23 protein-coding genes are annotated in these 25,543 nt (G+C 70.0%); 19 read left to right on the top strand and 4 right to left on the bottom strand.

The features are described 5' to 3' along the window. Positions 1-5: 5 nt before the first annotated feature. The 4 genes from glpK to kduI all read right to left on the bottom strand — a co-directional run bounded on the left by glpK (position 6) and on the right by kduI (position 3,979). Positions 6-1,523 (bottom strand): glycerol kinase GlpK, encoded by a 1,518-nt coding sequence (gene glpK, locus ACFQU3_RS20275; RefSeq protein WP_385913116.1) that lies wholly within the window; start codon positions 1,521-1,523, stop codon positions 6-8. A 64-nt stretch (positions 1,524-1,587) separates the two neighbouring features. Next, positions 1,588-2,406, bottom strand: a complete 819-nt coding sequence (locus ACFQU3_RS20280) for an IclR family transcriptional regulator (RefSeq protein WP_385913118.1) — start codon at positions 2,404-2,406, stop codon at positions 1,588-1,590. After that, positions 2,403-3,164 carry a glucose 1-dehydrogenase gene (locus ACFQU3_RS20285; protein WP_385913120.1) on the bottom strand — a complete coding sequence of 254 codons (762 nt, stop codon included), beginning with the start codon at positions 3,162-3,164 and terminating at the stop codon, positions 2,403-2,405. Before ACFQU3_RS20285 ends, ACFQU3_RS20280 begins: the two co-directional genes overlap by 4 nt. Further along, entirely contained in the window at positions 3,161-3,979 is an 819-nt protein-coding gene (gene kduI, locus ACFQU3_RS20290; RefSeq protein WP_385913122.1) for a 5-dehydro-4-deoxy-D-glucuronate isomerase, read from the bottom strand. Before kduI ends, ACFQU3_RS20285 begins: the two co-directional genes overlap by 4 nt. A 166-nt stretch (positions 3,980-4,145) precedes the next feature. Between kduI and ACFQU3_RS20295 the strand changes: the two genes are divergently transcribed. The 19 genes from ACFQU3_RS20295 to ACFQU3_RS20385 all read left to right on the top strand — a co-directional run. Continuing rightward, on the top strand, positions 4,146-5,447 hold the full coding sequence (locus ACFQU3_RS20295) for an ABC transporter substrate-binding protein (protein ID WP_385913124.1): 1,302 nt from the start codon (positions 4,146-4,148) through the stop codon (positions 5,445-5,447). 47 nt (positions 5,448-5,494) lie between these two features. Further along, positions 5,495-6,361: a carbohydrate ABC transporter permease gene (locus ACFQU3_RS20300; RefSeq protein ID WP_385913126.1), complete on the top strand. Its 867-nt coding sequence runs from the start codon at positions 5,495-5,497 to the stop codon at positions 6,359-6,361. Beyond that, entirely contained in the window at positions 6,358-7,260 is a 903-nt protein-coding gene (locus tag ACFQU3_RS20305) for a carbohydrate ABC transporter permease (RefSeq protein ID WP_385913128.1), read from the top strand. Before ACFQU3_RS20300 ends, ACFQU3_RS20305 begins: the two co-directional genes overlap by 4 nt. Beyond that, on the top strand, positions 7,257-9,998 hold the full coding sequence (locus tag ACFQU3_RS20310; protein ID WP_385913130.1) for a hypothetical protein: 2,742 nt from the start codon (positions 7,257-7,259) through the stop codon (positions 9,996-9,998). The genes ACFQU3_RS20305 and ACFQU3_RS20310 overlap by 4 nt, the downstream gene beginning before the upstream one ends. After that, a complete protein-coding gene (locus ACFQU3_RS20315; protein WP_385913132.1) occupies positions 9,985-11,151 on the top strand; it encodes a glycoside hydrolase family 88 protein in 1,167 nt (388 codons plus the stop codon). The genes ACFQU3_RS20310 and ACFQU3_RS20315 overlap by 14 nt, the downstream gene beginning before the upstream one ends. Continuing rightward, positions 11,148-12,074, top strand: a complete 927-nt coding sequence (locus ACFQU3_RS20320; protein ID WP_385913134.1) for a sugar kinase — start codon at positions 11,148-11,150, stop codon at positions 12,072-12,074. Before ACFQU3_RS20315 ends, ACFQU3_RS20320 begins: the two co-directional genes overlap by 4 nt. Continuing rightward, positions 12,061-12,675, top strand: coding sequence for a bifunctional 4-hydroxy-2-oxoglutarate aldolase/2-dehydro-3-deoxy-phosphogluconate aldolase (locus ACFQU3_RS20325; RefSeq protein ID WP_385913136.1), 615 nt, complete (start codon positions 12,061-12,063; stop codon positions 12,673-12,675). The genes ACFQU3_RS20320 and ACFQU3_RS20325 overlap by 14 nt, the downstream gene beginning before the upstream one ends. 179 nt (positions 12,676-12,854) lie before the next feature. Continuing rightward, complete coding sequence (locus tag ACFQU3_RS20330) at positions 12,855-13,622, top strand: hypothetical protein (RefSeq protein WP_385913138.1); 768 nt, start codon at positions 12,855-12,857, stop codon at positions 13,620-13,622. Between the two features lie 221 nt (positions 13,623-13,843). Next, the gene (locus tag ACFQU3_RS20335) at positions 13,844-14,110 is read left to right on the top strand and encodes a hypothetical protein (protein ID WP_385913140.1); all 267 of its coding nucleotides are present in this window, start codon (positions 13,844-13,846) and stop codon (positions 14,108-14,110) included. Between the two features lie 2 nt (positions 14,111-14,112). Then, positions 14,113-14,517 (top strand): hypothetical protein, encoded by a 405-nt coding sequence (locus ACFQU3_RS20340; protein WP_385913142.1) that lies wholly within the window; start codon positions 14,113-14,115, stop codon positions 14,515-14,517. Between the two features lie 3 nt (positions 14,518-14,520). Beyond that, positions 14,521-17,163 carry an ATP-binding protein gene (locus tag ACFQU3_RS20345; protein WP_385913144.1) on the top strand — a complete coding sequence of 881 codons (2,643 nt, stop codon included), beginning with the start codon at positions 14,521-14,523 and terminating at the stop codon, positions 17,161-17,163. Then, positions 17,163-19,319, top strand: coding sequence for a hypothetical protein (locus ACFQU3_RS20350; RefSeq protein WP_385913146.1), 2,157 nt, complete (start codon positions 17,163-17,165; stop codon positions 19,317-19,319). The genes ACFQU3_RS20345 and ACFQU3_RS20350 overlap by 1 nt, the downstream gene beginning before the upstream one ends. An 88-nt stretch (positions 19,320-19,407) precedes the next feature. Next, positions 19,408-19,995, top strand: a complete 588-nt coding sequence (locus ACFQU3_RS20355) for a hypothetical protein (protein WP_385913148.1) — start codon at positions 19,408-19,410, stop codon at positions 19,993-19,995. Between the two features lie 3 nt (positions 19,996-19,998). Then, a complete protein-coding gene (locus tag ACFQU3_RS20360; protein ID WP_385913150.1) occupies positions 19,999-21,096 on the top strand; it encodes a M23 family metallopeptidase in 1,098 nt (365 codons plus the stop codon). Positions 21,097-21,274: 178 nt separating this feature from the next. Next, complete coding sequence (locus tag ACFQU3_RS20365; RefSeq protein WP_385913152.1) at positions 21,275-22,180, top strand: NADP-dependent oxidoreductase; 906 nt, start codon at positions 21,275-21,277, stop codon at positions 22,178-22,180. A 70-nt stretch (positions 22,181-22,250) separates the two neighbouring features. Continuing rightward, positions 22,251-23,312, top strand: coding sequence for an alkene reductase (locus ACFQU3_RS20370; RefSeq protein ID WP_385913153.1), 1,062 nt, complete (start codon positions 22,251-22,253; stop codon positions 23,310-23,312). 12 nt (positions 23,313-23,324) lie between these two features. After that, positions 23,325-23,792 carry a MarR family winged helix-turn-helix transcriptional regulator gene (locus ACFQU3_RS20375; protein WP_385913155.1) on the top strand — a complete coding sequence of 156 codons (468 nt, stop codon included), beginning with the start codon at positions 23,325-23,327 and terminating at the stop codon, positions 23,790-23,792. 99 nt (positions 23,793-23,891) lie between these two features. Continuing rightward, positions 23,892-24,353, top strand: coding sequence for a hypothetical protein (locus ACFQU3_RS20380; protein WP_385913157.1), 462 nt, complete (start codon positions 23,892-23,894; stop codon positions 24,351-24,353). A gap of 248 nt (positions 24,354-24,601) precedes the next feature. Continuing rightward, positions 24,602-25,543 (top strand): aspartate aminotransferase family protein (locus tag ACFQU3_RS20385; protein WP_385913159.1); only part of this gene is annotated, 942 nt, incomplete at its 3' end.

Genomic DNA, 25,543 nt, shown 5'->3' on the forward strand with positions numbered 1-25,543 from the left:
CCTCCTCATGGCAGGTCGATCCAGTTCAGTGTTCGTTCGACGGCCTTGCGCCACAGCCGGTATCCATCGGCGCGCTCCTGCTCGCCGCAGCTGGGGGTCCACCCCCGGGACTCCTGCCAGTTCGCCGTGAGCTCGTCGACCCCAGCCCAGAACCCCGTGGCCAGGCCGGCGGCATACGCCGCGCCGAGCGCGGTCGTCTCTGCGACCACGGGGCGCGACACGGGGATGCCGAGGATGTCTGCCTGGAGCTGCATCGCGAAGTCGTTGGCGGTGACTCCTCCGTCGACCTTGAGCACGGCCAGAGAAGTCCCACTGTCCTGTTCCATCGCGGCGACGACGTCTCGTGACTGGTAGCAGATGGATTCCAGGGCGGCGCGCGCCAGGTGCGCGCGAGTGTGGAACCGGGACAGGCCGACGATGGCGCCGCGCGCATCGGGGCGCCAGTACGGTGCTAGGAGCCCGGAGAAGGCGGGCACGAAACAGAGGCCTTCGGTGCCCGCGACGCTGCGGGCCAGCGCTTCGCTCTCGGAGGCGTCGGCGATGATGCCCAGCTGGTCGCGAAGCCACTGGATGGCCGAACCGGTCACGGCCACAGAGCCTTCCAAGGCGTATGCCGCGGGGCTGTCGCCGAACTGGTACGCCACCGTGGTGATGAGCCCGTGGTGTGAACGCACCGGCTCCGGGCCCGTGTTGAGCAGCAGGAAGTTGCCGGTGCCGTACGTGTTCTTCGCCTGTCCGGCCTCGAAGCAGAGCTGGCCCACGCTCGCGGCCTGCTGGTCGCCGAGGTCGCCGGTCAGGGGCACCTGGCCCCGGAAGGGCCCTGAGGAGAGTGTTGTTCCGTACTGACCGGGGTCGGAGGACGGCCGGATCTGCGGGAGCATGCCACGGGGGACTCCGAAGAGGCCGAGAAGCTCGTCGTCCCAGTCGAGGGTTCGCAGGTCCATGAGCATCGTGCGGCTGGCGTTGGTCGGGTCGGTGACGTGCACGCCACCCGCCCGTCCACCGGTGAGGTTCCACAACAGCCACGTGTCCGTGGTCCCGAAGAGAGCACGGCCCGACTCCGCGGCCTCGCGCAACCCCTCGACGTTCTCGAGCAGCCACTGGAGCTTCCCGCCGGAGAAGTAGGCGGCGGGTGGTAACCCCGCCCGTTGCCGGATGAGCTCGCCGCTGCCGTCACGCTCGAGCGCGGCAGCGATTGCGTCCGTGCGGGTGTCCTGCCAGACGATCGCGTTGTGGAAGGGCTTGCCTGACAGTGGATCCCACACGACCGTGGTCTCCCGCTGGTTCGTGATGCCGACCGCGGCAAGGTCGGTGGCGCAGAGACGACCCTTGTCGAGCGCCGCCTCGATGACGGTCTCTGTCCGACGCCAGATCTCCAGCGGATCGTGCTCCAACCAGCCTGCCCGGGGCAGGATCTGCTCATGCTCGAGCTGATGGGAGGCGACCACGCCTCCGCGATGATCGAAGATCATGAACCGGGTGCTCGTGGTTCCCTGGTCGATGGCGCCGACGAACTCAGGCACGGCCTGCCCCGGTGGACCATCGGCGCCGGGCCGACCCGGCGTTCAGCGAGGAGGGCGACATCGGTCAGCGCACCCTCTTGTGACCGACGGCGTCTGCCGTAGGTCGGTAACCGAGCGCCAGGGAGACGTCGCCGGCTGCGGCGGTGACCAAGGGGGCGAGCTGCTGAACGCGCTTCTGGTCGATCTCGAAGGCCATCGCGGACATGCTGATTCCGCCGATGGGCGCGCCACGGTGGTCTCGCACCACGGCAGCGATGCAGCGGGTGTGCTGCTCGTTCTCCTCGTTGTCGACGGCGTAGCCGCGGCGGGCGATCGTGTGCAGGTGACTGATCATCGCGTCCGGCTCGGTGATCGTCCGTGGGGTCATCTCTCGCATCCCGGTGCGACCCAGCAGGAGCCTCACCTCCGCCTCCGGAAGGGCCGCCATCAGTGCTTTGCCGATGCCCGTGCTGTGCAGCGGAATGGCCAGGCCTACGCGGGAACGCATCTCGTAGGCCCGGTGGCCCTCGACCTTGGCCACGTAGACCGCTTGGTCGCCCTGCCGTAGCGCGAAGTGAACGGTGTGCGTCGTGGCGTCGCGCAACTTTTCGAGGATGGGGCCGACGACCGACATCCCGGCCTCCGAGTCGGCGCGGGCGGCGATGGTCAGCAGCCCTGCCCCGGGAAGATATCCGTGTTCGCCGTCACCCCTGACCCAGCCCAGAGCCACGAGCTCCTGGATGATGCGGTGCACCGTGGATGTCGACAAGCCGGTCGACCGGCTGATCTCGGAGACGCCGGAATGGTCGGTGATGGCTTCCACGACACGCACGACCTTGGCGACCGCGCCGGCGCGGTCGACCGGCGACGCTCCCGGAACCCCGCTGCCCGGTGACCCCGTCATCGCGCCAGCCATCCGCCGTCGACCACGAGCGTGTGGCCCGTGACATACCTCGCCGACGGCCCGGCGAGGAACACGACGGCCCCGACGACGTCGTCCGGCGTACCCCACCGACCCGCCGGAATGCGCGAACGGATGGCGTGCTCACGCTCGGGGTCCTCGCGGAGGGCAGTGGTGTTGTCGGTGCTGATGTACCCGGGCGCCACGGCGTTGACCGTGACCCCCTGGTCAGCCCACTCGGTGGCCAATGCCTTGGTCAGGCCGACGAGGGCGTGCTTGCTCGCGGTGTAGGACGGCACGTTGATGCCGCCCTGGAACGACAACAGCGACGCGGTGTTGATGACCGAGCCAGCCCGGCGTTCGACCATGCCCGCGCCCACTGCTTGGGACAGCATGAAGGCGGAGTCGAGGTTGGTGGCCAGCACGCGGCGCCAGTCGTCGTAGCCCACGTCGAGCGCCGCGGCGCGGGAGATGGTCCCCGCGTTGTTCACGAGGATGTCTATGCGTCGCTCTGCTGCCAGCTCGCGCGCCGTCGCCGCGGCGCCCTGGGGGTCCGAGAGGTCGCCGACCACGGTGGTCACCTCACGACCCAGCTGCGAGCACGCGTCGGCCGTCTCACAGAGCCCGGACTCGCTGCGGCCCCAGAGAACCACGTCGGCTCCGGCGGCGGCGAGCGCCTTCGCAATGGCGGCCCCGATCCCTCGACCGGCGCCGGTGACGAGGGCGACCTGGCCGGACAGCCCGAACATCGACTGCATCATGCAAGCGCCTCCGTGGCCACCGGGTCCATGTCGTTGTACGCCAGGTTCTCGCCACCGGTCGCCCAGACGAACTTGTAGGGCGCTGTGCCGGCCCCGAAGTGAACCGACCAGGGCGGGCTGATCACCGCCTGCTGGTCCGCGACGACGATGCTGCGGGTGCTGTCCGGCTGACCGCACAGGTGGACGACGCGCTCGCCGGCCGGGAGCCCGAAGTAGAGGTAGATCTCCGTGCGCCTGTCGTGGGTGTGGCAGGGCATGGTGTTCCACACGCTGCCCGGCGCGAGCGTCGTGATACCGATGGCCAGCTCGCACGACTCCACCCGGCCGCCCGCCACGTACTTGCGGATGGTGCGACGACTTGCCGCGGCGTCGTCACCGATCTCGACGGTGTCGGCGTCCTGGCGCCGGACGACCGTGGTCGGCAGGGGGCGGTGGGCCGGCACGGAGACCAGGTAGAAGGTTGCCTCACCGGACAGCTCGATGGTGCCGGTCCCGGCGCCGACGTAGAGGATGTCCTCGGCGTGCAGCTCGTGGCTCGTGCCGTCCGCGACCACCGCCCCGGAGCCGGTGAGACAGACCACCCCGAGCTCGCGCCGGTCGCACAGGTTCTCCGAACGGATCTCGTCCGGTGCGACGACGGTCAGCACCTCTCCCGCGGGCATGGCTCCCCCGATCAGAACGCGGTCGGAGTGGCTCAGGCAGAACCGCACCTCCCCCGGGGCGAAGAGCCCGTCGACGAGGAACCGGTCACGCACGTTCGATGTCGTCATCGTGTCGAGCTCGGACGGGTGAGTGGCCAGCCGTACGTCAGTCATGTGCTCTTCCTCTTGATGGTCGGGACGTCTTCCCGCCTGACGGGAAAGTCTTCCCTTCCAGCGGAATGACCACCAGTATGCACGTGACAGGAAGAACGCGCCAGAAGTCAGCCCCGCTGACCGTGACGGCATCCGACCGACATCCACAGAGAGGTGGAAGACCAAGATGCGAGCTCAGACCATGATCGGAGGCCTGGCGTGTGTGGCGCTGGCAGCGACGTTGGCGGCCTGTGCGCCCGGTACCGCGGAGACGTCCTCCGGCGGGCAGAGCGCCCCGGCGACGGTGGACTTCGCCAGCTTCAAGGGCAAGACGCTCACCTACGTCTACTTCACGGACGGTCCCGACGAGAAGGCCACGAGGGATGCGATCGCCAAGTTCGAGCAGGAGACCGGGGCGAAGGTCAACCTCCAGATCGTCCCGTTCGCCGACATCAACACGGCCCTGCAGGCGCGACTCTCGGGCGGCAACGCACCCGAGGTCGCGCGAGTCTCGGACTGGCACCCCTTCGCGGACGAGGCCGTCGACTTCAAGCAGTACTTCGGCAGCGACTACGCGTCGCAGTACTCCACCGGCGCCGCCGGCACGGCCCAGGACGCCGAAGGGCACATGTACGCCGTGCCGAGCGACGCCACGATCAACGGTCCCTTCATCAACCTGGAGGCCTTCAAGAAGGCCGGCGTCGCCGTACCGACCAAGTGGACCTGGGACGAGCTCGTGACCTCCGCCAAGAAGGTGGCGGCGGCGAACAAGATGCCGTACGCCGTTGCCGTCGACAAGTCCGGCAACCGCCTCAGCACCGTGCTGAGCCAGTTCGGCACCGTCATGATCGGCAAGGACGGCACCAACGCCCTGGACAAGGCGAAGGCAGCCAAGGCCCTGACGTTCTTCACCGACCTGGTCAAGAGCAACGCCTCGCCCAAGGACTTCTGGCTGGGTTCCGGTAGCAAGTACTCCGGTGCCAACGAGATCTTCCTGGCCAAGCAGGTCCCGGTGTACCTGTCCGGGCCCTGGCAGGTCGGCGCGTTCGCCGACACCGCCACGTTCGACTGGGCCGCCGTGCCCAACCCGTGCGAGGAGCGCTGCGGCGGCTTCCCCGGAGGCAAGTTCATGGTCGCCTTCAAGAACAGCAAGGAGCCTGCCCTCGGTGCGGCGTTCGTGCAGTGGATGAACCGGGCGGAGAACCAGACCGAGATCGACAAGACGGCCTTCTGGCTTCCCACGCGCAAGGACCTCACCGAGAAGGGCTTCGACTACCCCACCCACGACGCCGACATGAAGGTGTTCGTCTCCCAGATCAGCGAGACGCCCGAGGACACGTGGCCGGCGGGCTTCGACCCGGCGTTCTCGAACTCGGCCAAGGCCCTCATCGCGGAGACGGACAAGGTCGTCGCCGGTCAGCAGGATGTCGCCACAGCGGTCGAGAACCTCTCCGCCGAGATCGACAAGGCCATCCAGGGCGCGAAATGACGACCGCCGCATCCGCCCCGGTTCGGGAGGGGCCAGCCCAACGCCGCTTGAACACCCGCAAGCTCGCGCCCTACCTGTTCCTGCTGCCGAACATGCTCATCTTTGCGGCCTTCACCATCTGGCCGGCGATGAACGGGTTCAACCTCAGCTTCTTCGACAGCAGCAACGGCCGGACGTTCAAGCCGGTCGGGACCGCGAACTACCGAGCGATCCTCAGCGACGAGGAGTTCTGGGCCGTGGTCCGTCACACGTTGGTGTTCACGGTCGGCTTCGTCCTCATCTCCACGGTCCTGGCGATGGTGCTGGCGCTGATGATCAACGCCCAGCGCCGGGGGCGCGGCGCGATCAGCGCGGCGTACTTCCTGCCGATCGTCATCTCGCCGGTCGTCGTGGGCATCGTCTGGAGGGCGGCCTTCGACCGGGAGCGCGGCATGGTGAACCAGGCGCTGTCGGCCGTCGGTCTCGGAGAGCCGGGATGGCTCGTCGAGCCGACCCTGGCGATGGTCGCGATCATCGTCGTGGGGACGTGGATCCACCTCGGCTTCTACGCGATGATCCTCATGTCGGGACTCCAGTCCATCGACGGTTCGCTCTACGAGGCGGCGCGGATCGACGGCACGACCACCTGGCAGGCGATCCGGCTGATCACCCTGCCGCTGCTGCGGCCGACGTTGATGGTCGTCATCATCCTGGCGACGATCGCGGGCTTCCAGTCCTTCGACTTCATCTTCACGCTCACCGGTGGTGGCCCCGTGAGCGCCACGACCCTGATGGTGCAGTACATCTACGAGAACGGGTTCAGCTACCCGATCGAGTACGGCCTCGCCAGCGCCGCCGCGGTCATCCTCTTCGTCGTGGTGTTCGTGGTGACCTTTGCCAACTACGTCCTCGGGCGAAGGAGCGATGCGATATGAGCACCACCACCCTCACCGCCGCCGACACCGCCACGCGTGCTCCCGAGCGCAAGCCGTCGACATGGACCTCCATGTCGGGGCGACCGCCGTCGACGAGCACCGTCGTGCGGACCACGGTGCTCATCGCCGGCGCGCTCGCAGTGGTCGCCCCGCTGGTGTGGGCCGCCCTGTCCTCGTTCAAGAGCGCGGAGGAGCTGGCGCAGACACCGCCGACCCTGTGGCCTGCGAACCCGACGTTCGACAACTACACGAGCGGTCTGCAGGCGTTCGACTTCACCCGCTACCTGACGAACAGCCTGATCGTCACCCTGGCCGCCACCGTCCTGACGCTGGCGATCAACTCGATGGCGGCCTACGCCCTGGCCAAGTACAACTTCCGCGGCCGCACGGTGTTCTTCCTCGTCACCCTGGCCACCATCATGATCCCGCTGCAGGTGATCCTGCTGCCGGTGTACCAGGTCGTCTCCTCGCTGGGCATGACCAACTCCCTGCTCGGGCTGATCATCCCGCCGGCCGCGACCCCGACGGGCGTGTTCCTCCTGCGGCAGTACATGCTGACTCTTCCCGACGAGATGATCGAGGCGGCGCGCGTCGACGGCGCCGGTGAGTGGGCCATCTTCTGGCGGATCATCCTTCCGCTCAGTCGTCCCGCCCTCGCGGTCGTCGCCATCTTCTCGGTGATCTGGCGCTGGAACGACTTCCTCTGGCCGCTCATCGTCGCGCAGGACGAGTCGAAGCAGACCCTTCCGGTGGCCATCGCGCGGTTCGCCAGCCAGCAGGCCATTCCCTTCAACCAGATCCTCGCGGTTTCGGTCGTCACCATCGTGCCGATCGTGGTCATCTTCCTGCTGCTGCAGCGGCAGATCATCGCCGGACTCTCCCAAGGTGCCATCAAGTGATCCCATCGAACCCACCGGCCACGTCGCCCGGAAGGACCGTGCACACCCTCGACGAGCGCGGCTTCATCCGCGACTGGGTCGTCAGCCCCGCCTGGAGCGCACCCTGCGACGACCTGGGGCGGCTCCTCGAGCCCGACGGGACGCCGTGGGGCGCCGACGGGAGGTGGGTGCTGACGAACGGTCCCGACGTCGCACCGCTCAAGCGCAAGCTGTATGCGCTGCACCCACTTCTGGCCGACCAGCGACTGCCACCCGTGGTGGAAGGTGGTGCGCTCGCGTGGACCCGTTCGCACGGCGACCCGGCGTCGACCGGGACGTGGCAGCGCGTCCACACGGGCGCCGACGGTTTCGTCGACTGGAGCCGGTTCTGTTTCACTCCCGAGTACCGGCACTCCCTCTGCGCCACCTCGCTCGAGGTCGACCAGGCGGAGTACCGCGACCTCGAGATCGCGAGCACCGGTCCGGTGGCGGCGTTCCTCGATGGTGAGCTGGTGCTCCAGACCGACGAGTTCAGCTACATGGAGCCGATCGCTCACCGGGTCCGCGTTCGCCTCGAGTCGGGAACGTCGACCCTGCACGTCGCTGCCTGGCAGGTTGCCTTCCGGGAGTGTCGGCACATCGTGTCCGTCCGCGTGGACGGCCTGCCGGTGCGGGTGGTCATCCCGTCCCCCGGCGCCGATGAGCACGCGTCGCGGGCCGGCGAACAGCTCCTCGAGTCCGTCGCAGTGGGGCCGTGGGCCAGCAGGGACGGCACGACGCGCATCACGGGGCCGCGAGGGGCCCGGCTGCTGGTGTCCGTGTCCGGGGCGCCTCCGAGGCCGGTCGTGCTCGACGGCGGTAGCGCCGTCCTCGACCTCGCCGAGACCCACGAGGCCCACTCGGAGGGCGCGGCCTCGATGCTCAGTACCGGTGAGAGCGAGCTGACACTGCGCGTCGCCCGCGACGACGTGCCCGTATGCCGCACGGCACGTGTCGCGTCCCTGGCGGGTGTCGCCCGGGTGGACGCCCGCCATGAGACGCCGGAGGCCTGGCGCCAGCGGCTCCTGCACCACAGCGCCGCGGCCGGACCGGGCTCGGCGCGGGCCCTCGCCCGACACGTCCTGGAGCCGGACCGGCCCTTGGACACCGCCGACCTCGAGACGCCGCTGCGGATGATCCGCGCTCGCTACGACTGCGCCGACTTCGAGGCGGTCGGCCTGGTCCACCTGTGGCACCGGCTGCCCGAGGAGTCATGGCGCGACGACGACCGCGAGAAGGTCCGGCTGGCCCTGACCGGCTTCAAGTACTGGATCGACCAGCCCGGGCTCGACGCCATGTGCTACTTCACCGAGAACCACCAGTTCGTCTGGCACACAGCCGAGCTCCTCGTCGGCGAGATGTTCGCCGACGAGGACTTCGCCAACACCGGCTGGACCGGGCGCCAGCATGCCGAGCACGCGGCTCCCCTGGCCGAGGAGTGGATTCGTCGCAAGCTGGCCGGTGGCTTCAGCGAGTTCGACTCGAACGCCTACCTCGCCATCGACTGCCTCGCACTCGTCTCGCTCGTCGAGTTCGCGAGGTCGGAGCAGCTGAGGCTCCTGGCCGAGGCACTGCTCGACAAGGTCCTGCTGACCTTGGCGACGAACTCGTGGCAGGGCGTGCACGGGGCAGCGCACGGTCGCTCCTACACGCACACCCTGCGGTCTGCACGCTTCGAAGAGACAGCGCCGATCATGTTGCTGCTGTGGGGAGTCGGCGCCCTCAACGACGCCGTGCTCCCCGCGACCGTGCTCGCCACGGCCCGCAGCTACACGATGCCGGCCGTGATCCGGTCGCTGGCCCGCGCCGAGCCGGACGAGTGGGACGGCCGGCAGGTCTACCGCGGCGAGTACCGCCTGCACCACGACCTGCTCGCGCGCCCGTACGGGTCGGACCTCCGGGTCTGGCGCACACCCGACGCCATGCTGTCCAGCGTGCAGGACTACCGCTCCGGACTCCCGGGCCTTCAGGAGCACATCTGGGGTGCCACGCTCGGCTCGGAGGTCCAGGTCTTCGCGACGCACCCGGCGGCGTCGACGATCGGCTCCTCGGCGCGGCCGAGCAGCTGGGCCGGGCAGCGAGTCCTACCACGTGCCCATCAGCACCGGGACAGCGCGCTGGTGCTGCACCGCATCCCCGACGACGACAGGTTCGGCACCACCCACCTCTGGTTTCCCGCCGACCTCTTCGACGAATGGCAGCAGCACGGGCCGTGGCTGGCGGGACGAGTCGGCGAGGGCTACGTTGCCGTCGCCACGGCCGGCGGGTTCACCCCGCAGGCCACCGGAGACGAGGCGTGGCAATGCTGGTGGCCGGCTGGTGACGGAGCCTGCTACGTCGCGACCGTGGGTCGCCGCGCGGTCGACGGCGCCTTCCCCGAGTTCGTCGCGGCCCTGTGCGAGCCGGCCTTCGGCGGTAGCCGCAGGAACCCCGCCGTGACGTGGACGACCCGCGACGGCAGGGCCCTCGCGCTCGGTTGGGGCACCGCCTTCACCGTCGACGGACGCGACACGTCACTCGGTGCCGACGGCAACCCGGAGGATCCCCCACACCTGTCCAACCCGGCGTGCCGGCAGGAGCTCGGCGCAGATCTGCTCGAGGTCGACTGGGAGGGCGAACGGCTCGTCATCGACTACGGCCGCGGCCGCCGCACCCAGCCCGAGAGCGGCGTCGAGGCGACCGCCGTGTATGCCGGGGGGTCTGGCCATGGCCGGGCATGACCTCACGTCGAGCCGCCTCGCCGCTCCGCCGCGCCCACCGCTGACGGGAGCGGCCCTCGACCCCGAGGCCTTGGTCCTGCTCGGCGAGCAGGTCGAGAACCGCACCTGGAGCGACGGGCTGCCGGACTTCTTCTGGGGCGAGGGCGTGTGCCTGCTCGGCCTCATCCGGTTCGCCGACGCCGCAGGGCGCCCGTTCCCGTCACGGGTTCGCGCCTGGCTGGACGAGCGGGCGGCGGGCGACATCATCCTGGACCACGTCAACCACCTGGCCCCGGGGACGGCCGCGGTGCTCGACGGCAGACCCGCGACCGCGGCCCTCGCGGACCGCCTGCTCGCATGGCTCCGGACCTCGCCCGCCGTCACCCGAGCCGCGAACGGCGCCATCGAGCACTGGCCGGATGGCGTCTGGGCCGACACCACGTTCATGGCGGGTGTGTTCCTCGGGCATCTCGGTGCCGTGCGCGACGACCGCGCGCTGCTCCGCGAGCTCGGCCACCAGTGGCTCGCCCATGCCGAGATCCTGCAGGACGGGCAGACCGCGTTGTTCGTTCACGGCTCACATCTGGGTCGGCCGGTGCGTTGCTTCTGGGGACGGGCGAACGCCTGGATGGCGCTGTCCGCCGTCGAGTACCTCGAGCTCGCGGACCGCCACCCGACCCTGGTGGATCCCGATGCCGTCGATGCCGTTCAGACCCGGCTCACCCGACAGCTGGAGGCGCTCGCTGCGTGCCAGCCGGGCCACGGCGTGTGGAGCGTACTCGTCGATGATCAGCAGGAGAACCGAGGGATCCTCGAGACCTCCGCAGCCGCCGGTATCGGGGCAGCCATGCTCCGGGCCGCCCGTGTCGTCCCCAGCCTGTCGAATGCCGTGCTGGCGGCAGGCTGGCGTGCCGTGGCTGGTTCCCTGTCCTACGTCGACGACGGCGCGCTCACCCGGGTGAGCGCCGGGACCGTCCTGCAGCTGGTGCCCTTCGGATACAGCGTCATTCGTGACGATCGACCCCAGCTCTGGGGACAGGGACTGGCCCTGCACGCCATAGCCGCCGCGCTCGACGCGCTCGACGCGCACCAGCGCGCCAGCCCAGACGGCCCGGTGTCCGCGAGCCATCACGCCAGCCACGACACCACCCAGGACGCTGGGGCGGGACGATGAGCGCCGTCCTCTGCGTCGGCGAAGGCCTCATCTCGCTGACCCCGCCGACCCACACCCCACTGGAGTCGGCCACCGAGCTCGTGGTCTCCACCGGCGGCGCCGAGGTCAACGTCGCCATCCATCTGGCACGGCTGGACGTGCCGACGCGATTCGCGGGGAAGGTCGGAGCGGACCCCTTCGGGGCCCGCCTACGCCACACCCTCGACAACGCCGGAGTGGACACCCGGCACCTCGAGGAGCACCCCGACCTTCCGACCGGCCTCTACGTGAAGGACGCCACGGGTGGCACGACGACGAGCCGGTACTACCGCCAGGGTTCCGCCGCCACGACCTACCGCCGGGTCCCCAACGCGGCGCTCGTCGGCGTGGGGCACGTGCACCTCACCGGCATCACACCGGCACTGTCGGACGACTGTCACGTCCTGGTGCGGGACCTGCTGGCCCTCGAACACGTACGCACGTCCTTCGACGTGAACTACCGCCGGGCTCTCTGGGACGTGCCGGAGGCCGCACAGGTGCTCAGGTCCCTCGCCAGCCGGGCGGACACGGTCTTCGTCGGCCTGGACGAGGCCGGTGAGGTGTGGGGGTCTGAGACACCCGAGGAGGTTCGCCGCCTCCTACCGCAGCCGTCGGAGCTCGTCGTCAAAGATGGTTCGCACGAGGCGGTCGCGTTCGTGGGGTCCCAGGTCCACCGCGTGCCGGCGCCACCCGTCGAGGTGATCGAGCCTGTCGGCGCCGGCGACGCGTTCGCTGCCGGATATCTCGCCGCCCGGCACTTCGGCCTCGACTCCGACCGGGCACTGCGCTGGGGACACGCCCTCGCGGGCACCGTCCTGCGAGTCCTGGCTGACCACGCCCTCATCGACCGCACGATTCTGGAGAACCAAGCCCGGGAAGGAGCGCTGGACGATGTCGAGTCATGACCTCGCCGCGTCCGCGGATGCATTCGTGGACCAGGTGTCCCGGGCGAAGATCATCCCTGTGCTGCGCACTCGCACGGCCCGCGAGGCGGTCACAGCGGCCTCCCGGTGCTTCGACGCCGGACTGACCATGGTGGAGCTGACGGCAACCACCCCGGACTGGCCGCAAGCACTGCGTCAGGTTCGTGCCGATCACCCTCGACACCTGGTCGGGGTCGGCACCGTCCTCGACGCTGACCAAGCCCGCATCGCGCTGGAGGCGGGCGCTGACTTCATCGTCTCGCCATGTCCAGCCCCGGCAGTCCGCGCCGCACTCGCGAGCCGAGTTCCGTTCATGGAGGGTGGCCTGAGCGTCGGGGAGGTGCTGGCCTCCGCCACGCATGGCGTGGCCAAGCTCTTTCCTGCGCATGTGGGCGGCATCGACTACCTACGTTCGTTGCTCGCCATCGCCCCCGGCGCGCACGTCGTGCCGACCGGCGGTGTCGCCCTGACTGACGTGGCCGGGTGGCTGGCGGCCGGAGCGACCGCCGTCGGCGTCGGACGCGACCTCGTGGAGGCCGAGGACATGGTCTCGGCCATTCGTGAAGCGCTGGACGGGCCCTAGCCGCAAGCCGTCCGGAAGCCGCCCGTCATGAGCCGGCACGTCGCGGCGGGGTGCGGCCGCGCCTGCGCATCGCCCTTGCTGCAGTAGGTTCGCGGCAAGACCGATGGAATGGGGGCGCCATGTCAGAGTCACCGCGAGGTGCGGGAGGTGGTGGCTCGGGGCTGGGACGACCTCGAGGCGTGATCGTCACCGCTGCCGGCCCGACGATGCAGACGGTGTTGCACGACTTCGCACTTCCGACGTTCCGACGTCTTGCCGATCGCTGGGGCTTTGACGTCCATGCGGCGCAGGTTCAAGCGGACGGCGAGGGCGCGAGTGAGCTGGCGCAGGCCGCCAAGTGGCTCAAGGTCAGTCTTCTGCGACAGGCACTGCGGGACTACCCCCTGGCTTTGTGGCTGGACGCCGACGTGCTGGTGATGCGTACCGACGAGGACATCACGCAGCATCTACACCCCGGCCACTTCCAGGCGTTGGCACTGGAGCACGTCCCCTTCGAGCACCGCGTCAACCCGAACACCGGCGTGTGGCTGATGCGGTCGTGCGCTGAGTCATTCGCGTTCCTCGATGCCGTCTCGGAGGCCGGTCGGCAACCAGGACCGTGGTCGGACCAGGGCGCCGTCCTGGCGGCGCTCGGCTGGCGTCGAGGTGACGAGCAGTACCGGTGGGCCGGTCCGGGACAGGGCTCGCCATTCCTGCTGCGGACCAGCTGGCTGCCGACGGGGTGGAACCAGCCCTACCTCGAGGGCCGAACGGCAGAGACGTGCTACAACTCCTCGCCGGAGTCGTATGCGACGCGTCCCCGGGTGCCGAACCCCAATGTCCTGCACTTCATGGGGATGACGCCGCAGGCCCGCTCGTCCCACATGGCCGAATGTGCGCTGCGTGCCTCTGAGGCGGCGCCCCGCGAACCGGACGGCTCGCGGGTCGAGACGACCGGGCAGGCGTAGCGGCCCGATCCTCGACGCCGGAAGCCTGAACGGGCGTTGTCGCCCTCAGGTGGGGCTGGTGGTGGCTGTGTGGCTGGTGACTGCTCATTTCGGGCACCCGTCGCGCCGGTGTGTCCGACCAGTGACCCAACACAACAGTCGACTCGCGCGCCACGAGCCAAACGGTCACAGTTGATGTGCTGACCGGGGGAGAGTCCCCCGCCGGATCAAGGAGTCACACCATGCACACCCTCACGACTCTTGCGGCGCTGCCGACGGCCGAGTACGGCACGTCGGGGCTCGTTGGCTGGCTCCAGAACAACGCCATTCCCCTGGTGATCCTGCTGCTGGCCATCACGGTCCTGTGGGCGGCGCGCGGTGGGAACGTGGGCAAGGGCATCACGATCGTGGCGGGCCTGTTCCTGGGCCTTGCGGTTCTCGGCATCGCCACCGGGACGAACGCTTCGGACATCGGTGCGTGGTTGGCCGGTCTGATCCGCGGCAGCTGACCGTGCGACTTCCGGATGACGACGAGCTGTACGAGGTGGACCAGACCTACCTCGGCCCGCCCGGCCGCTACATCGCACCGATGCGGCACAAGGCGATCTTCGCGTGGCTCGGGATCGCACCGCTGGCCTTCGTCATCGCCCGGCGGGTGGGCATGGAGTTCGGTCTGCTCAGTGTCGGTCTGCTGCTCATCGCGACCGTCTGGGCTGCCATGGTCCTCGCCGACCACGCGACGCCCGAGCGGCCCATCGGCGCGATCGCGGCCTCGTTCTGGAACGACCTGCGCGCTCCTCGTCCGGATCGTCGGGTCCGAGGGGCCTCAGGGGACGCCTTCGGTCGGGTCCGGCGGCCCAAGGGCGTGCTCGGCCGCTACGTCGCCCGTCGCTCGTCTGGAAACTCGGAGGACTGAGCCATGTGGAGCCCGTTCAAGAAGCGTGAGGAGCCACGAACCCCGGTCGGCGACCGGGCCCAGCACCGGGGCCGTCAGGACGACTGGGCCCTGCGCGCCGTGGTCAACCACGTCACCTTCTCCGGCAAGGGCTCGGACCGGATGATCGCCTGGTATCTCGCCGACCCCCAGACGTGGAGCTTCCGCTCCATCGAGGAGGGCGAGGGCCTCATCTACGACCAGGCCGTGCAGCTGGCCGAGCTCGTCGGCACCACGGTCTACTGCAGGGTCACCACGAGGCCGTACCCGGTGCACCACTGGGCTGCCGCGGCCTACGCCAACGCCCCGGAGCCACAGGCCGGGTTCGACGAGATGATGCGCCGCGACCAGCTGCACATGGCCCAGCACACGCAGGCCGACAAGCTCGTCTTCTACGGCGTGGACCTCGGTGAGCGCGGCGTCGCGCTCAAGGCGCTCGGAAAGGTTCTCTCCGGCGCCGTCGACCGGGAGATGCAGGCCCTCGAGGAGCGCTTGCAGGCTGTCGACTCGATCATGGCCGGCCCCGGCATCGAGGCCGGCCCGGCCTCACCCAAGGACATGGAGTGGCTCCTCGCCCGGTCCTACGCCCTCGGCTGTCCCGTCCCCGTGCCGGGTCCCGACGAACCGGACCGACACTCCCTCGACGAGGACGACCTCGCCGAGTTCGTCAACACCGCGTCGTGGACGGCCGAGCCGCTCGCCTCCTCGGTCCGGATCGCGACGACCGTCAACGACCAGCCGGTCACGCGGCACGTCGTCGTCCTCACGGTGGCTCGCGTGGGGGAGATCCAGATCCCCGAGAAGCACGAGCCGTGGATGGCCAAGTCCGACCGGCTCGGGTTCCCCGTCGAGTGGTTCTACCGGGTCGACCCGCGTGCACCCGAAGAGATCTCCAGGGAGATGACACGCCTGACCAACCGGATCGACGGCCAGATGACGCACTGGCGCGACGAGCACGGCAAACGTCCCCCGAAGCAGCTGGCCCGCCAGGCCGATCGTGCCGCGGACGTCGAGGACGAGATGCGGACGGAGTTCACGGGCCTGTCGACCCGGACCCGGGGCTGGTACCGGGTCGCCGTCTCCGGCGCCACGGAGAAGGAGGCCCTGGAGCGCGCTTCGCGGCTGGTCAACCTGTACAAGCCGCAGATCAAGCTCGTACGCGAGCTGGGGCAGTACCACCTGGCGCGCGAGTTCGTCCCCGGCGAGCCTCTGTCGAGCAACGCCCACGCCCGCAAGTTCCCGATCCTGAAGGTGGCAGCCGGTCTGCCGGCCATCACCGCGGAGGTCGGCGACCGCCGCGGCGCCCACATCGGCGAGACTGCCGGCCTGTCCTCGCGAGCGGTCTGTTTCGACCCGTGGTTCCTCACCGAGGTGATGGAGCAGGGCGGCCTGGTCCCCGTCGTGGGCACGCCCGGCTCCGGCAAGTCGATGTTCCTCGGCACCTGCTCGTACAAGTTCGTCCTGTCCGGCGTCCGAGGCGTGGCGATGGACCCGGCGGGCCGGCTGCAGAAGATGCTCAAGCTGCCCGAGCTGGCGCCCATCTCCCGCAGCGTCGACCTCCTCGGCGGTGCGCCCGGCAGCCTGTCACCGTATGCCGTGGTGCCCGACCCCAACCGCGCGCTCGTCGAGCTGGAGTCAGAGGACGAGCAGGACTTCGCGACCAAGCTCGAGCTCGCGCAGAACGCGGCGCGTTCGACGCGCAGGGATCTCGCGTACGAGACGCTGCGCTGGTGCCTGCCGCTGTCGATGGGGCGTGATGCGGCCGTGCAGTCCAAGCTGCGCGCCGCGATCACCGCCTCGCCCGACACACGGTACTCCTCGGCCATGTCGGTCGTCGAGCAGCTGCAGCGCGGCGACTCCATGTCACAGGACGTGGCCAACGAGCTCGTCGCGGCGGCCCAGCGTGAGCTCGGTCGGCTCTTCTTCCACGCACGGACCAGGACCCCGACCCACCTCGAACGCGCCGAGGAGGCCCGGTTCACGGTGTTCAACCTCAAGGGGCTGGTCAAGCCGGACCAGTCCGTCGACCTGGAGGACTACACCCCGGAGGAGCTGCTCTACCGGCCGATCATGGCGCTGGCCGCGTGGTCATCGCTGCAGCTGATCTACCGGGGCGATCCGCACGAGCGGAAGCTGTTCGTGCTCGACGAGGCGCAGGAGGTCACCGAGGGCTCGGGTGCGGGTCGGACCCTCGTCTACAAGCTCAGCTCCGACTCACGCAAGAACAACTGCGCGGCCCTGGTCGCGATGCAGAACGCCTCGACCGTGCTCGGCGCGAACAACGTCAACAACTTCGTCGGCGCGGCCCTGGTCGGCCGGACGCAGGACATCGAGGCCCAGCGAGACGCCCTCAAGCTGCTGGGCAAGCCGGAAGGGATCGGTTACGAGGAGATCCTCGGCAACCTCTCGCCGCGTGGCCGCCGCAGCGAGGAACGGCTCGGCTTCCGGGAGTTCATCTACCGCGACGGGCTCGGCGGTGAGGGCGGGCGCGGCGGCATGGAGAAGATCCGGGTCAGCCTGGCGCACCATCCCGAGCTCTTCGAGGCACTCAACACGACGGCCTCGCCCGAGAAGCGTGCGTCCCGGATCGCCCAGCTCCCGGTCCGGGACGAGGAAGGGGCCGCGTGATGCGGCGGCTCCTCCCGGCGCTCCTCGTGGCGCTGGCGATGCTGCTCGCGCTTGCGGGGTCCGCCTCGGCGGGGCCACAGGGCGCCGCGGCGTCAGCTCCGGTCTGGGCTCCCACCGTCGGCCCGGACTGCAGGGGAGACGCGCCGCTTCCGTCGAACCCGAACGGGCACATCGCGGTGCGGCCCGCCATCGTGTCCGACGGGGACCCCTTCAGCAGCTCAAGAGTGTCGATCCAGTCGGTGTACGGCACCAACTACACGTGGTGGACCTACGACAACGGCTGCTCACCGCAGGACGGGATCATGCCGAGCCTGGGGGCGAACATCGGCAACCTGCTCGGCCTCGAGCTGCCGGGGCTGCTTCCGTCGTGGGGGCAGGGCCTGTTCTCCCTGGTCGTCGACCCATCGAGCTGGATCGGATCCTTGGACCCCCTGGTGGCCGGCGTGACCGCCTCCACCGCTGCAGGCGCCTGGTTCCCGTGGCTGAGCTTCGCGATGACGCTGGTCGCCATCGTCACGCTCATCCGCGCCCGCCGGGGCCAGCTGTCCGGCTCGATCAACGCGATCGTGTGGGCGCTGCTGGTGCTCGTCGTCACCTCGTGGGCCGTGCGCTACCCGGTCGAGTCGGTCAAGCTGCTCGACGACGGCGTCCAGACCGCCGTCGTCGCGGTCGCGGACGGGTTCGACAGCGCAGACTTCGTCGGCCCCGTCGCGCCCCGGTCCGCCGAGGACAAGGGTGCTGCCGCGAAGAAGACGCTCGACCGCCAATGGGACACCCTCACGCGCGAAACGCTCTTCCGGTCATGGGCCGACGGGGCGTTCGGCGACGCCGACGGTGCGACGGCACGCACGTACGGTCCGGGCGTCTTCAAGGCAACGCACTTCAGCTGGACCGAGTACGACGCGTACGCCCAGGACCCGGCCGGTGCCGGCGCGAGGATCGTGGACGCCAAGGCACAGGCCTTTCGGCAGCTCGCCGACACGATCCAGCGGGACGATCCCGTGGCGTACGACTACTTCACCGGCAACAGGTGGGGTGACCGCATCAGCCTGGCGCTGCTCAGCTTCATGTCGGTGCTCATGGTCGCGCTGTTCCTCGTGGCAGCCGGAGTCGTCGTCGTGGGGGCGTACGTGCTCATCCGCCTGCTCCTGCCGTTGACACCGGTTGCCGGTGTCGTCTTCCTCGTCGACTCCACCAGGGACGTGGCGCTGGCGCTGTTCAAAAGGGTGGTCAAGCCCCTGGTCATGGGGCCGATCTTCTTCCTGGCGGCCCTCGTAGTCCTGCGCTACAACGTGGGGATCCTCCGTTCCGACCTGCCTGACTGGCTCAAGCTCGTGCTGGTCTTCCTGGTGGCGTACATCGTCTGGAAGATGCTGCGGCCGACCGCGGTCATGCCGAGGCTGAGGCTCCCCGGCGGCAGGCTCCTGTCGGGCTACGTCGGTTCACGCCTCGGCACCCAGCGCGGTCAGGAGGCCGCCCTCGAGGATGCGCAGGAAAGGGGCGAACGCCCGACCGGCCAGGAGCGCCAGCACCCGGTGCACTACGCCGCCGCACTGCAGCCCTCCCCACAGCCGCTCTTCCTCGGGGATGCGCGCACCCCTGAGGATGTCGGCACGGTCACCGCGGGCGTCTACGTCGACCGCGCCGGACATGCCCACAAAGAAGGCGCCGAACGAGACACCGAACGGGGCGCCGTACGCGGCACTGTTCTGGGCAGCGTACGAGGCACCTTCGCGCCACGGGACGGGGCGGCCGGCGCCGGCGTACCTGCGGTCGTCGGGGGACGGTCGGCCCGAGAGGTGTCAGCAGGCCGGCCGACCTTCGCCCGGATCGGGGCTGGTTCGGGTGGAGTCGCGCAGGCAGGGGCCGAGCAGTATGTAGGACGCCACGCCGATCCCGACGTCGTGGACGGCCAAGCCGGCCCCAGGCTGCCCGCCCGACCGTCGGCGCGCGGCCCCGCCGACCCGGCGACCGTGCGCGAGCGGTCGCCCGTGCTGTCGGTGGAGGGACGGGTCCTCGACGCGGGCGACGTCGGCGCGCCGCCTGCAGTCGATGACTCGAACCTGACCTACGACAGCGAGGGCCGACGCGTCTTCGTCGTGTTCACCCCGAGAGGCAACCTCGCCCCGGATCGGAGCCTCACGGGTGCGTCCTAACCGTCGACAGACCCAAGGCGTCCTCTGGGACGTCGTCGCACCGTGGGTGCGCTGGCCCCTGTACTCGCCGCGGAGACTGTTCGGCGTCGTGGCCGCCTTGGTCCTGGCCATCGGGCTGTGGCAGGCGCTCTCGGGCGCCTCGACCGAGCCCGTAACCAGGTCCGAGTCGTCCTCGACCTCGACAGGAGGGCGTGCGGCGGCACCGGCGGCCTCCTCGACCACGCCGCCTGCAGCCGACCCGACGGTCTCCTCATCGGCGGCGACGAGCCCCGCCGACGCCCCGGCTACGCACCCGGTATCACCAGCTCCCGAACCCACCGGGCCGGCCACGGGCACGCCTGCACCGGCAGTCCCGTCGGGCGCGCAGGAGGCCGCGAGCGGGTTCGTGACGGCATGGGCTCGGCCCTCCGTGCCGGCGGAGCAGTGGCTCGCCGGTGTGCGCGGGTACCTCGCACCGGACCTCGAGCGTTCGATGTCGTACACCGACCCGACCCGAATCCCGGCCAGCAAGGTGATCGGCCCGGCGAGGATGGTCCACGTCCTGCCTGACGCGACCGGCGCCTCGTTCGAGGTTCCCACCGACGCCGGCCCGATCCGCGTGGAGGTCGTGCTCGTCGAGGGCCGCTGGCTCGCCTCGGACGTCGCGCCCGCAGCGGTGACGGCGCCCGGGGACTGAGCCGTGACGTGGACGGGCCTGCTCCGGGCGTTGGGACCTCGGCGGCTGGCCAAGGGCCTGGTCGGGGGGCTCGTCCTCACGGTCCTCGCGGGCCTGCTGGGGCTCACAGTGCTGTTGGGCGCCATAGCCGGGTCCAGCCCGGGCAGCGAGACGATGGCGCCGGCATCGTGCGTCGTGATCCCCACGCGAGATCTCGCGACGGCCGCCTCGGCGCCGCCGCGGACCTCGGCCCGCTGGTCGGCCGAGCAGCTGGGCAACGCGAGGATCATCGCCCAGCGAGGGCAGGCCTCGAGGGCGGGCGCCAACGGAGTCGTCGTCGCCCTCATGACCGCCATGCAGGAGTCCTCCCTGAGGAACCTGCCCAGCGGCGACCGTGACTCGGCGGGCCTCTTCCAGCAGCGGCCCTCCGCCGGATGGGGGACCCGCGAGCAGATCCTCGACCCCGTGCAGGCGAGCGACGCGTTCTACGGCGTCGCCGGCCACACGAACAACCCCGGCCTGACCGACATCCAGGGCTGGCAGAGCCTGCCCCTGGGCGTGCTCGCCCAAGCCGTCCAGCGCTCCGCCTACCCGACCCTCTACAACCGGTGGGAGCCCGACGCCCGAGCGCTGGCCGAGTGGCTCCTCTCCGGAGCGGCAGGAAACCTCGACTGCACCGGCGCGGGCGGCCCGGCGCAGGTGTCGGGGTCGTGGGCGCACCCGCTCGCCCCGGCGCCCTACGCGCTCGTCAGCCCGTTCGGGATGCGGTTGGACCCGGTCACCGGCGCGTGGTCGATGCACCGCGGACAGGACTTCGCCGTGCCGATCGGAACCCCCGACCGGGCAGCGTGCGACGGCGTCGTACTCCGCCTCGACCCGGCCGACGCCCACGGAGGGGGCATGCAGACCGATCTCGACTGTGGCGGCGGCATCGTCATCAAGTACATGCACCAGAGCGCCTTCGGCGTGAAGGTCGGCGACCCGGTCCGGGCCGGGCAGGTCGTCGGCCGCACCGGAACCACCGGGCACTCCACCGGCCCGCACCTGCACTTCCAGGTCAACATCGACGGGCAGGCCACCGACCCGGTCACGTTCATGCGCCAGCGCGGCATCCGGTTCTGAGGAAGGACCGACCACCGGCAACAGCCGGTGCGTCGTAGCCCGCTCGACGACATCTCGCCGAGCTCGCACGGGGCTTTTCACGTTGGCCATGCGTCGATACTTGGCTAGCCACCCATTTGCTGTATGGTGATTATGTGTCCAGCCACATAATTGGTTGGCAAAGAGGAGAGGAGTCAACATGAAGGCAATCGTCTTCGACCGGTTCGGTGGTCCGGAGGTGCTGCGCGAGGTGGACATCGAGGTCCCGCAGCCCGGCCCCGGCCAGGTCAGGGTCCGTGTGAAGGCTGCCGGGCTGAACGCGCTGGACGGCAAGATCCGCTCCGGGATGATGGAGGCCTTGCGCCCGACGACCACGCCCGCCGTTCCCGGTGGCGAGCTGGCCGGCACGGTGGACGCCCTGGGTGAGGGTGTGACCGGCATGCAGGTGGGCGATGGGGTGCTCGGCTGGTCGGACACGGGGTCGTACGCCGAGTATGCGCTGGCCACCAACGTGGCCCTCAAGCCCGCCGCGCTGGAGTGGCAGCACGCGGCTGCGCTGCCGGTGGCGAGTGAGACTGCCGAGCGGGTCCTGGGCATGCTCGGTGTCGCCGCCGGGGAGACCGTGCTGATGCACGGCGCATCCGGAGCGGTCGGAACCTTGGCCGTTCAGCTGGCCGTGGCCCGCGGGGCGCGAGTCATCGCCACCGCAGGCCCGTCCAACCAGGACTACCTCGCTGCGCTCGGCGCCACAGCGACCGTGTACGGCACGGGCCTGGTCGAGCGGGTGAGGGCGCTGGCCCCCGACGGCATCGACGCCGTGTTCGACCTCGCCGGCAAGGGTGCCCTGGAGGACTCCATCACCCTGCGTGGTGGCACCGAGCGCATCGTCACCATCGCCGACTTCCGTGCGCAGCAGCTCGGCGTCACCTTCTCCCGCGGATCCGCGGCGCCCTCCGTGGAACGCCTGGCCGCCCTGGCGCAGGACGCCGCGATGGGCACGCTCGTCACCACCGTCACGGCGTATCCGCTCGAGCAGGCCGCCGCGGCTCAGCAGGTCAGCGACGCAGGGCACGTGCGCGGCAAGCTCGTCCTCACCGTCGACTGACCACGCCCACTGTCACCAACCCCCCCGCTTCCGGTGACCGGCCCGGTCATCGCCTCACTGAAGGACTCTCATGCTGACATCCCTGTGGACACCCACGACCGTGGGCGACATGTCCCTGCCGCACCGCCTCGTCATGGCCCCCATGACCCGGGACCGATCCACGCAGGAAGGCGTCCCGACCGAGCTGAACGCCGAGTACTACGCCCAGCGGGCCTCGCACGCCCTGATCATCACTGAAGGCACCCAGCCCTCCGCCGACGGCCAGGGCTACCTCCTCACTCCCGGCATCCACAACGAGGAGCAGCTCGCCGGGTGGCGCACGGTCACCGACGCCGTGCACGCGGCTGGCGGCCGGATCGCCATCCAGCTCATGCATGTAGGACGAATCTCCCACCCCGACAACACCCCCCACGGGCGCCAGCCGGTCGCCCCGTCGGCGATCCGACCCGAGGGCGTGATGTTCACTGCGTCCGGACCCCAGGAGATGCCGGAGCCCCGTGCACTGTCGACGGAAGAGGTCGCGACGACTGTCGAGGACTTCCGCAGCGCTGCGGCGGCCGCCGTCGCGGCGGGCGCGGACGCCGTGGAGATCCACGGCGCCAACGGCTATCTGGTTCACCAGTTCCTGTCCGACAACACCAACCAGCGCACCGACAGCTACGGCGGCTCGCTCGAGAACCGCATTCGCTTCGCCGTCGAGGTCGTCGCCGCCGTTGCGGACGAGATCGGCGCGGAACGGACCGGCCTGCGCATCTCGCCGGGCAACTCGTACAACGACATCGCGGAGTCCGACACGCACGAGCTGTATCCGATGCTCCTCGACGCACTGCGCCCGCTGGGCCTGGCCTACCTCCACGTGATGCACACGGGCGACGACGCTCTGCTCGACACCCTGCGCGCCAAGTGGCCGACCACACTCATCCTCAACCGCGGCGGGACCGAGATCGCTGCGCGCGCCCGAGACGTCAACAAGGGCACGGCCGACCTGGTCTCCGTCGGCGCCCTCGCGCTCGCCAACCCGGACCTGGTCGAGCGCCTCCGTGTCGGCGCGGAGCTGAACGTTCCGGACCCGGCGACCTTCTACGGTGGGGGAGCGGCCGGCTACACCGACTACGCCACCTACGCCGGCTGAGAAAGGGGAACCATGCCCCAGATCCCCACGACGGCCGGCGGAGGGCCGATGAGCTACGCGATCTTCCAGCTCGCCCGCGCCCACCGCGCCTACGCCGCCGCCCTGCTTCGCGAGATGGACCTGCATCCGGGCCAGGAGCTGCTGCTGATGCAGCTCTTCGACCGGGACGGCCAGACCCAGTCCGAGCTGCTCGAAAGCGTCGGCCTGGACCACTCCACCGTGTCCAAGTCCCTGCGCCGCATGCAGGACGCCGGCCTGCTCGTTCGCGAGCCGGCCGCACACGACCGGAGGGTCATGGTGGTCCACCTCACCGACAAGGGTCGAGCCATGCGTGGACCCATCGCAGCCCTGTGGCAGACCCTGGAGGCGGCCTCCGCAGGCGATCTGTCGAAGCAGCAGGCGGAGTCCTTCATCGACACCGCCTGCGCCATCACCAAGGCGATCCACAGCCGCGCGCTGCCGCATGAAGAGTCCCCGTAAGGCGTCGGCGTGGACTCATGCGGCGCCCCGAAAGTGGACTCCCGTGGTGGCCGTGAGTGGGGCGGGCGTCCGGCTCCCGTGGACATTGGTGGAGGGGTGATGAGGGCAAGAGGAGCGCTCGCAGTCGTGCTGGCCGCGCTGCTGGTCGTTGTCGTGACATCGAGCTGCGGCTCCGGTGTCGCCGACCAGAAGGTCATCGACCGCTTGGCGGCCCTCGATGTCCTCACCGTCCCGTCCGGCGCCACGTTGCTCTCGCGAACCGAGCAGAAGGGTGGAGGTGCGGCGGCCATCCGAGGCGCGTCGAGCATCACGCTCGTGTACGCCTCGCCGATGGAACCGGCCCAGGTGGGTCGCGACTTCCATGCCCGGTTCGACCCGAGGTGGAGCTTCAAGGACAACAGTGGAGCGCCGTCCGGCGGCTGGGGCGCCATCGGCGCGTTGGCCGGCGAGCAGGGAACGGTCGCAACCGTCGAAGCTCGACCGGCGGCGGACGCCGGCAAGGTGACCGACACGATGCGGTCCCTCGTGACCGTGCACGTGTCCGCGACCCGGCCCGCGTGACCACGCCCAGGCCTAGCGGTAGCGGCCCGAACGCCGCGATGCTGGTTCCCGGCAGGGGCGGCCGGGGGCGGGGCGGCCTGCGGGCCATGGTCCGCCCCGGTGACGTCGCGCCCGCGCCTTCCGGGATCGGGCAGAGGAAGCGGATTCCAAGCAATAAAAAGTTTCAGGTTGGAACGGGAACAAATAATGGTATGGTCGATCCGGAGCAGGGAACGTCCCGCTCAGGAGAGACGAAGGGTGTATCGCTGATGACGTCGACGCTGAGCCGGGCGCTGGTCAACTACCCCAACCGGTTCGACCCGGCGGTGCTGGGCGGGCTGCCCGAGCGCCAGCGGCAGCTGATCGCCCGCCGGGACAAGGTCCTCGGACCGGGCTACACGCTGATCTACCGTGAGCCGGTCGAGTTCGTCTCCGGTCACGGCGCGCACCTGATCGACCGCGACGGCAACGACTACCTCGACGCGTACAACAACGTGCCGTGCGTCGGGCACGCCCACCCGCACGTGGCCGAGGCCGTGGCCCGCCAGATGGCCGCGGTCAACACCAACACCCGCTACCTGCAGGAGTCGCTCGTCGACTACGCCGAGCGGCTGCTGGCGACCTTCCCGGCCGGGCTGTCCAAGCTGAGCCTGGCCTGCTCCGGCTCGGAGGCCAACGACCTCGCGGTCCGGGTCGCCCGGTTCCACACCCGCGCCGAGGGCATCATCGTGACCCGCTGGGCCTACCACGGCATCACCCGCGAGGTCGCCTCCTTCTCTCCGAGCCTGGGCGCCGGCTCGCCGCTGGGACCCAACGTGCGGCTCATCGACCCGCCCGACCCGCGCCTGGCCCCGCCCGGGACCACCCTGGCCGAGCACATGCGCACCCAGGTCCGCGACGCCATCGCCGACCTGCAGCGCCACGGCTACCGCCTCGCCGCGCTCATCACCGACTGCGCCTACACCAGCGACGGCATCTTCACCGACCCGGTCGGCTACATGCCCGCCGTCGTCGAGGAGGTCCACGCCGCCGGCGGGCTCTACATCGCCGACGAGGTCCAGGCCGGCTTCGCCCGCCTCGGCGAGACGATGTGGGGCTTCGCCCGCCACGACGTGCTGCCCGACATCGTCACCATGGGCAAGCCCATGGGCAACGGCATGCCCCTGTCCGGCGTCGTGTTCCGCCCCGAGGTCAGCGACGAGTTCGGCCAG

Origin of the sequence: Terrabacter sp. GCM10028922, assembly GCF_042666095.1 — a bacterium.
Lineage (GTDB): Bacteria > Actinomycetota > Actinomycetes > Actinomycetales > Dermatophilaceae > Terrabacter.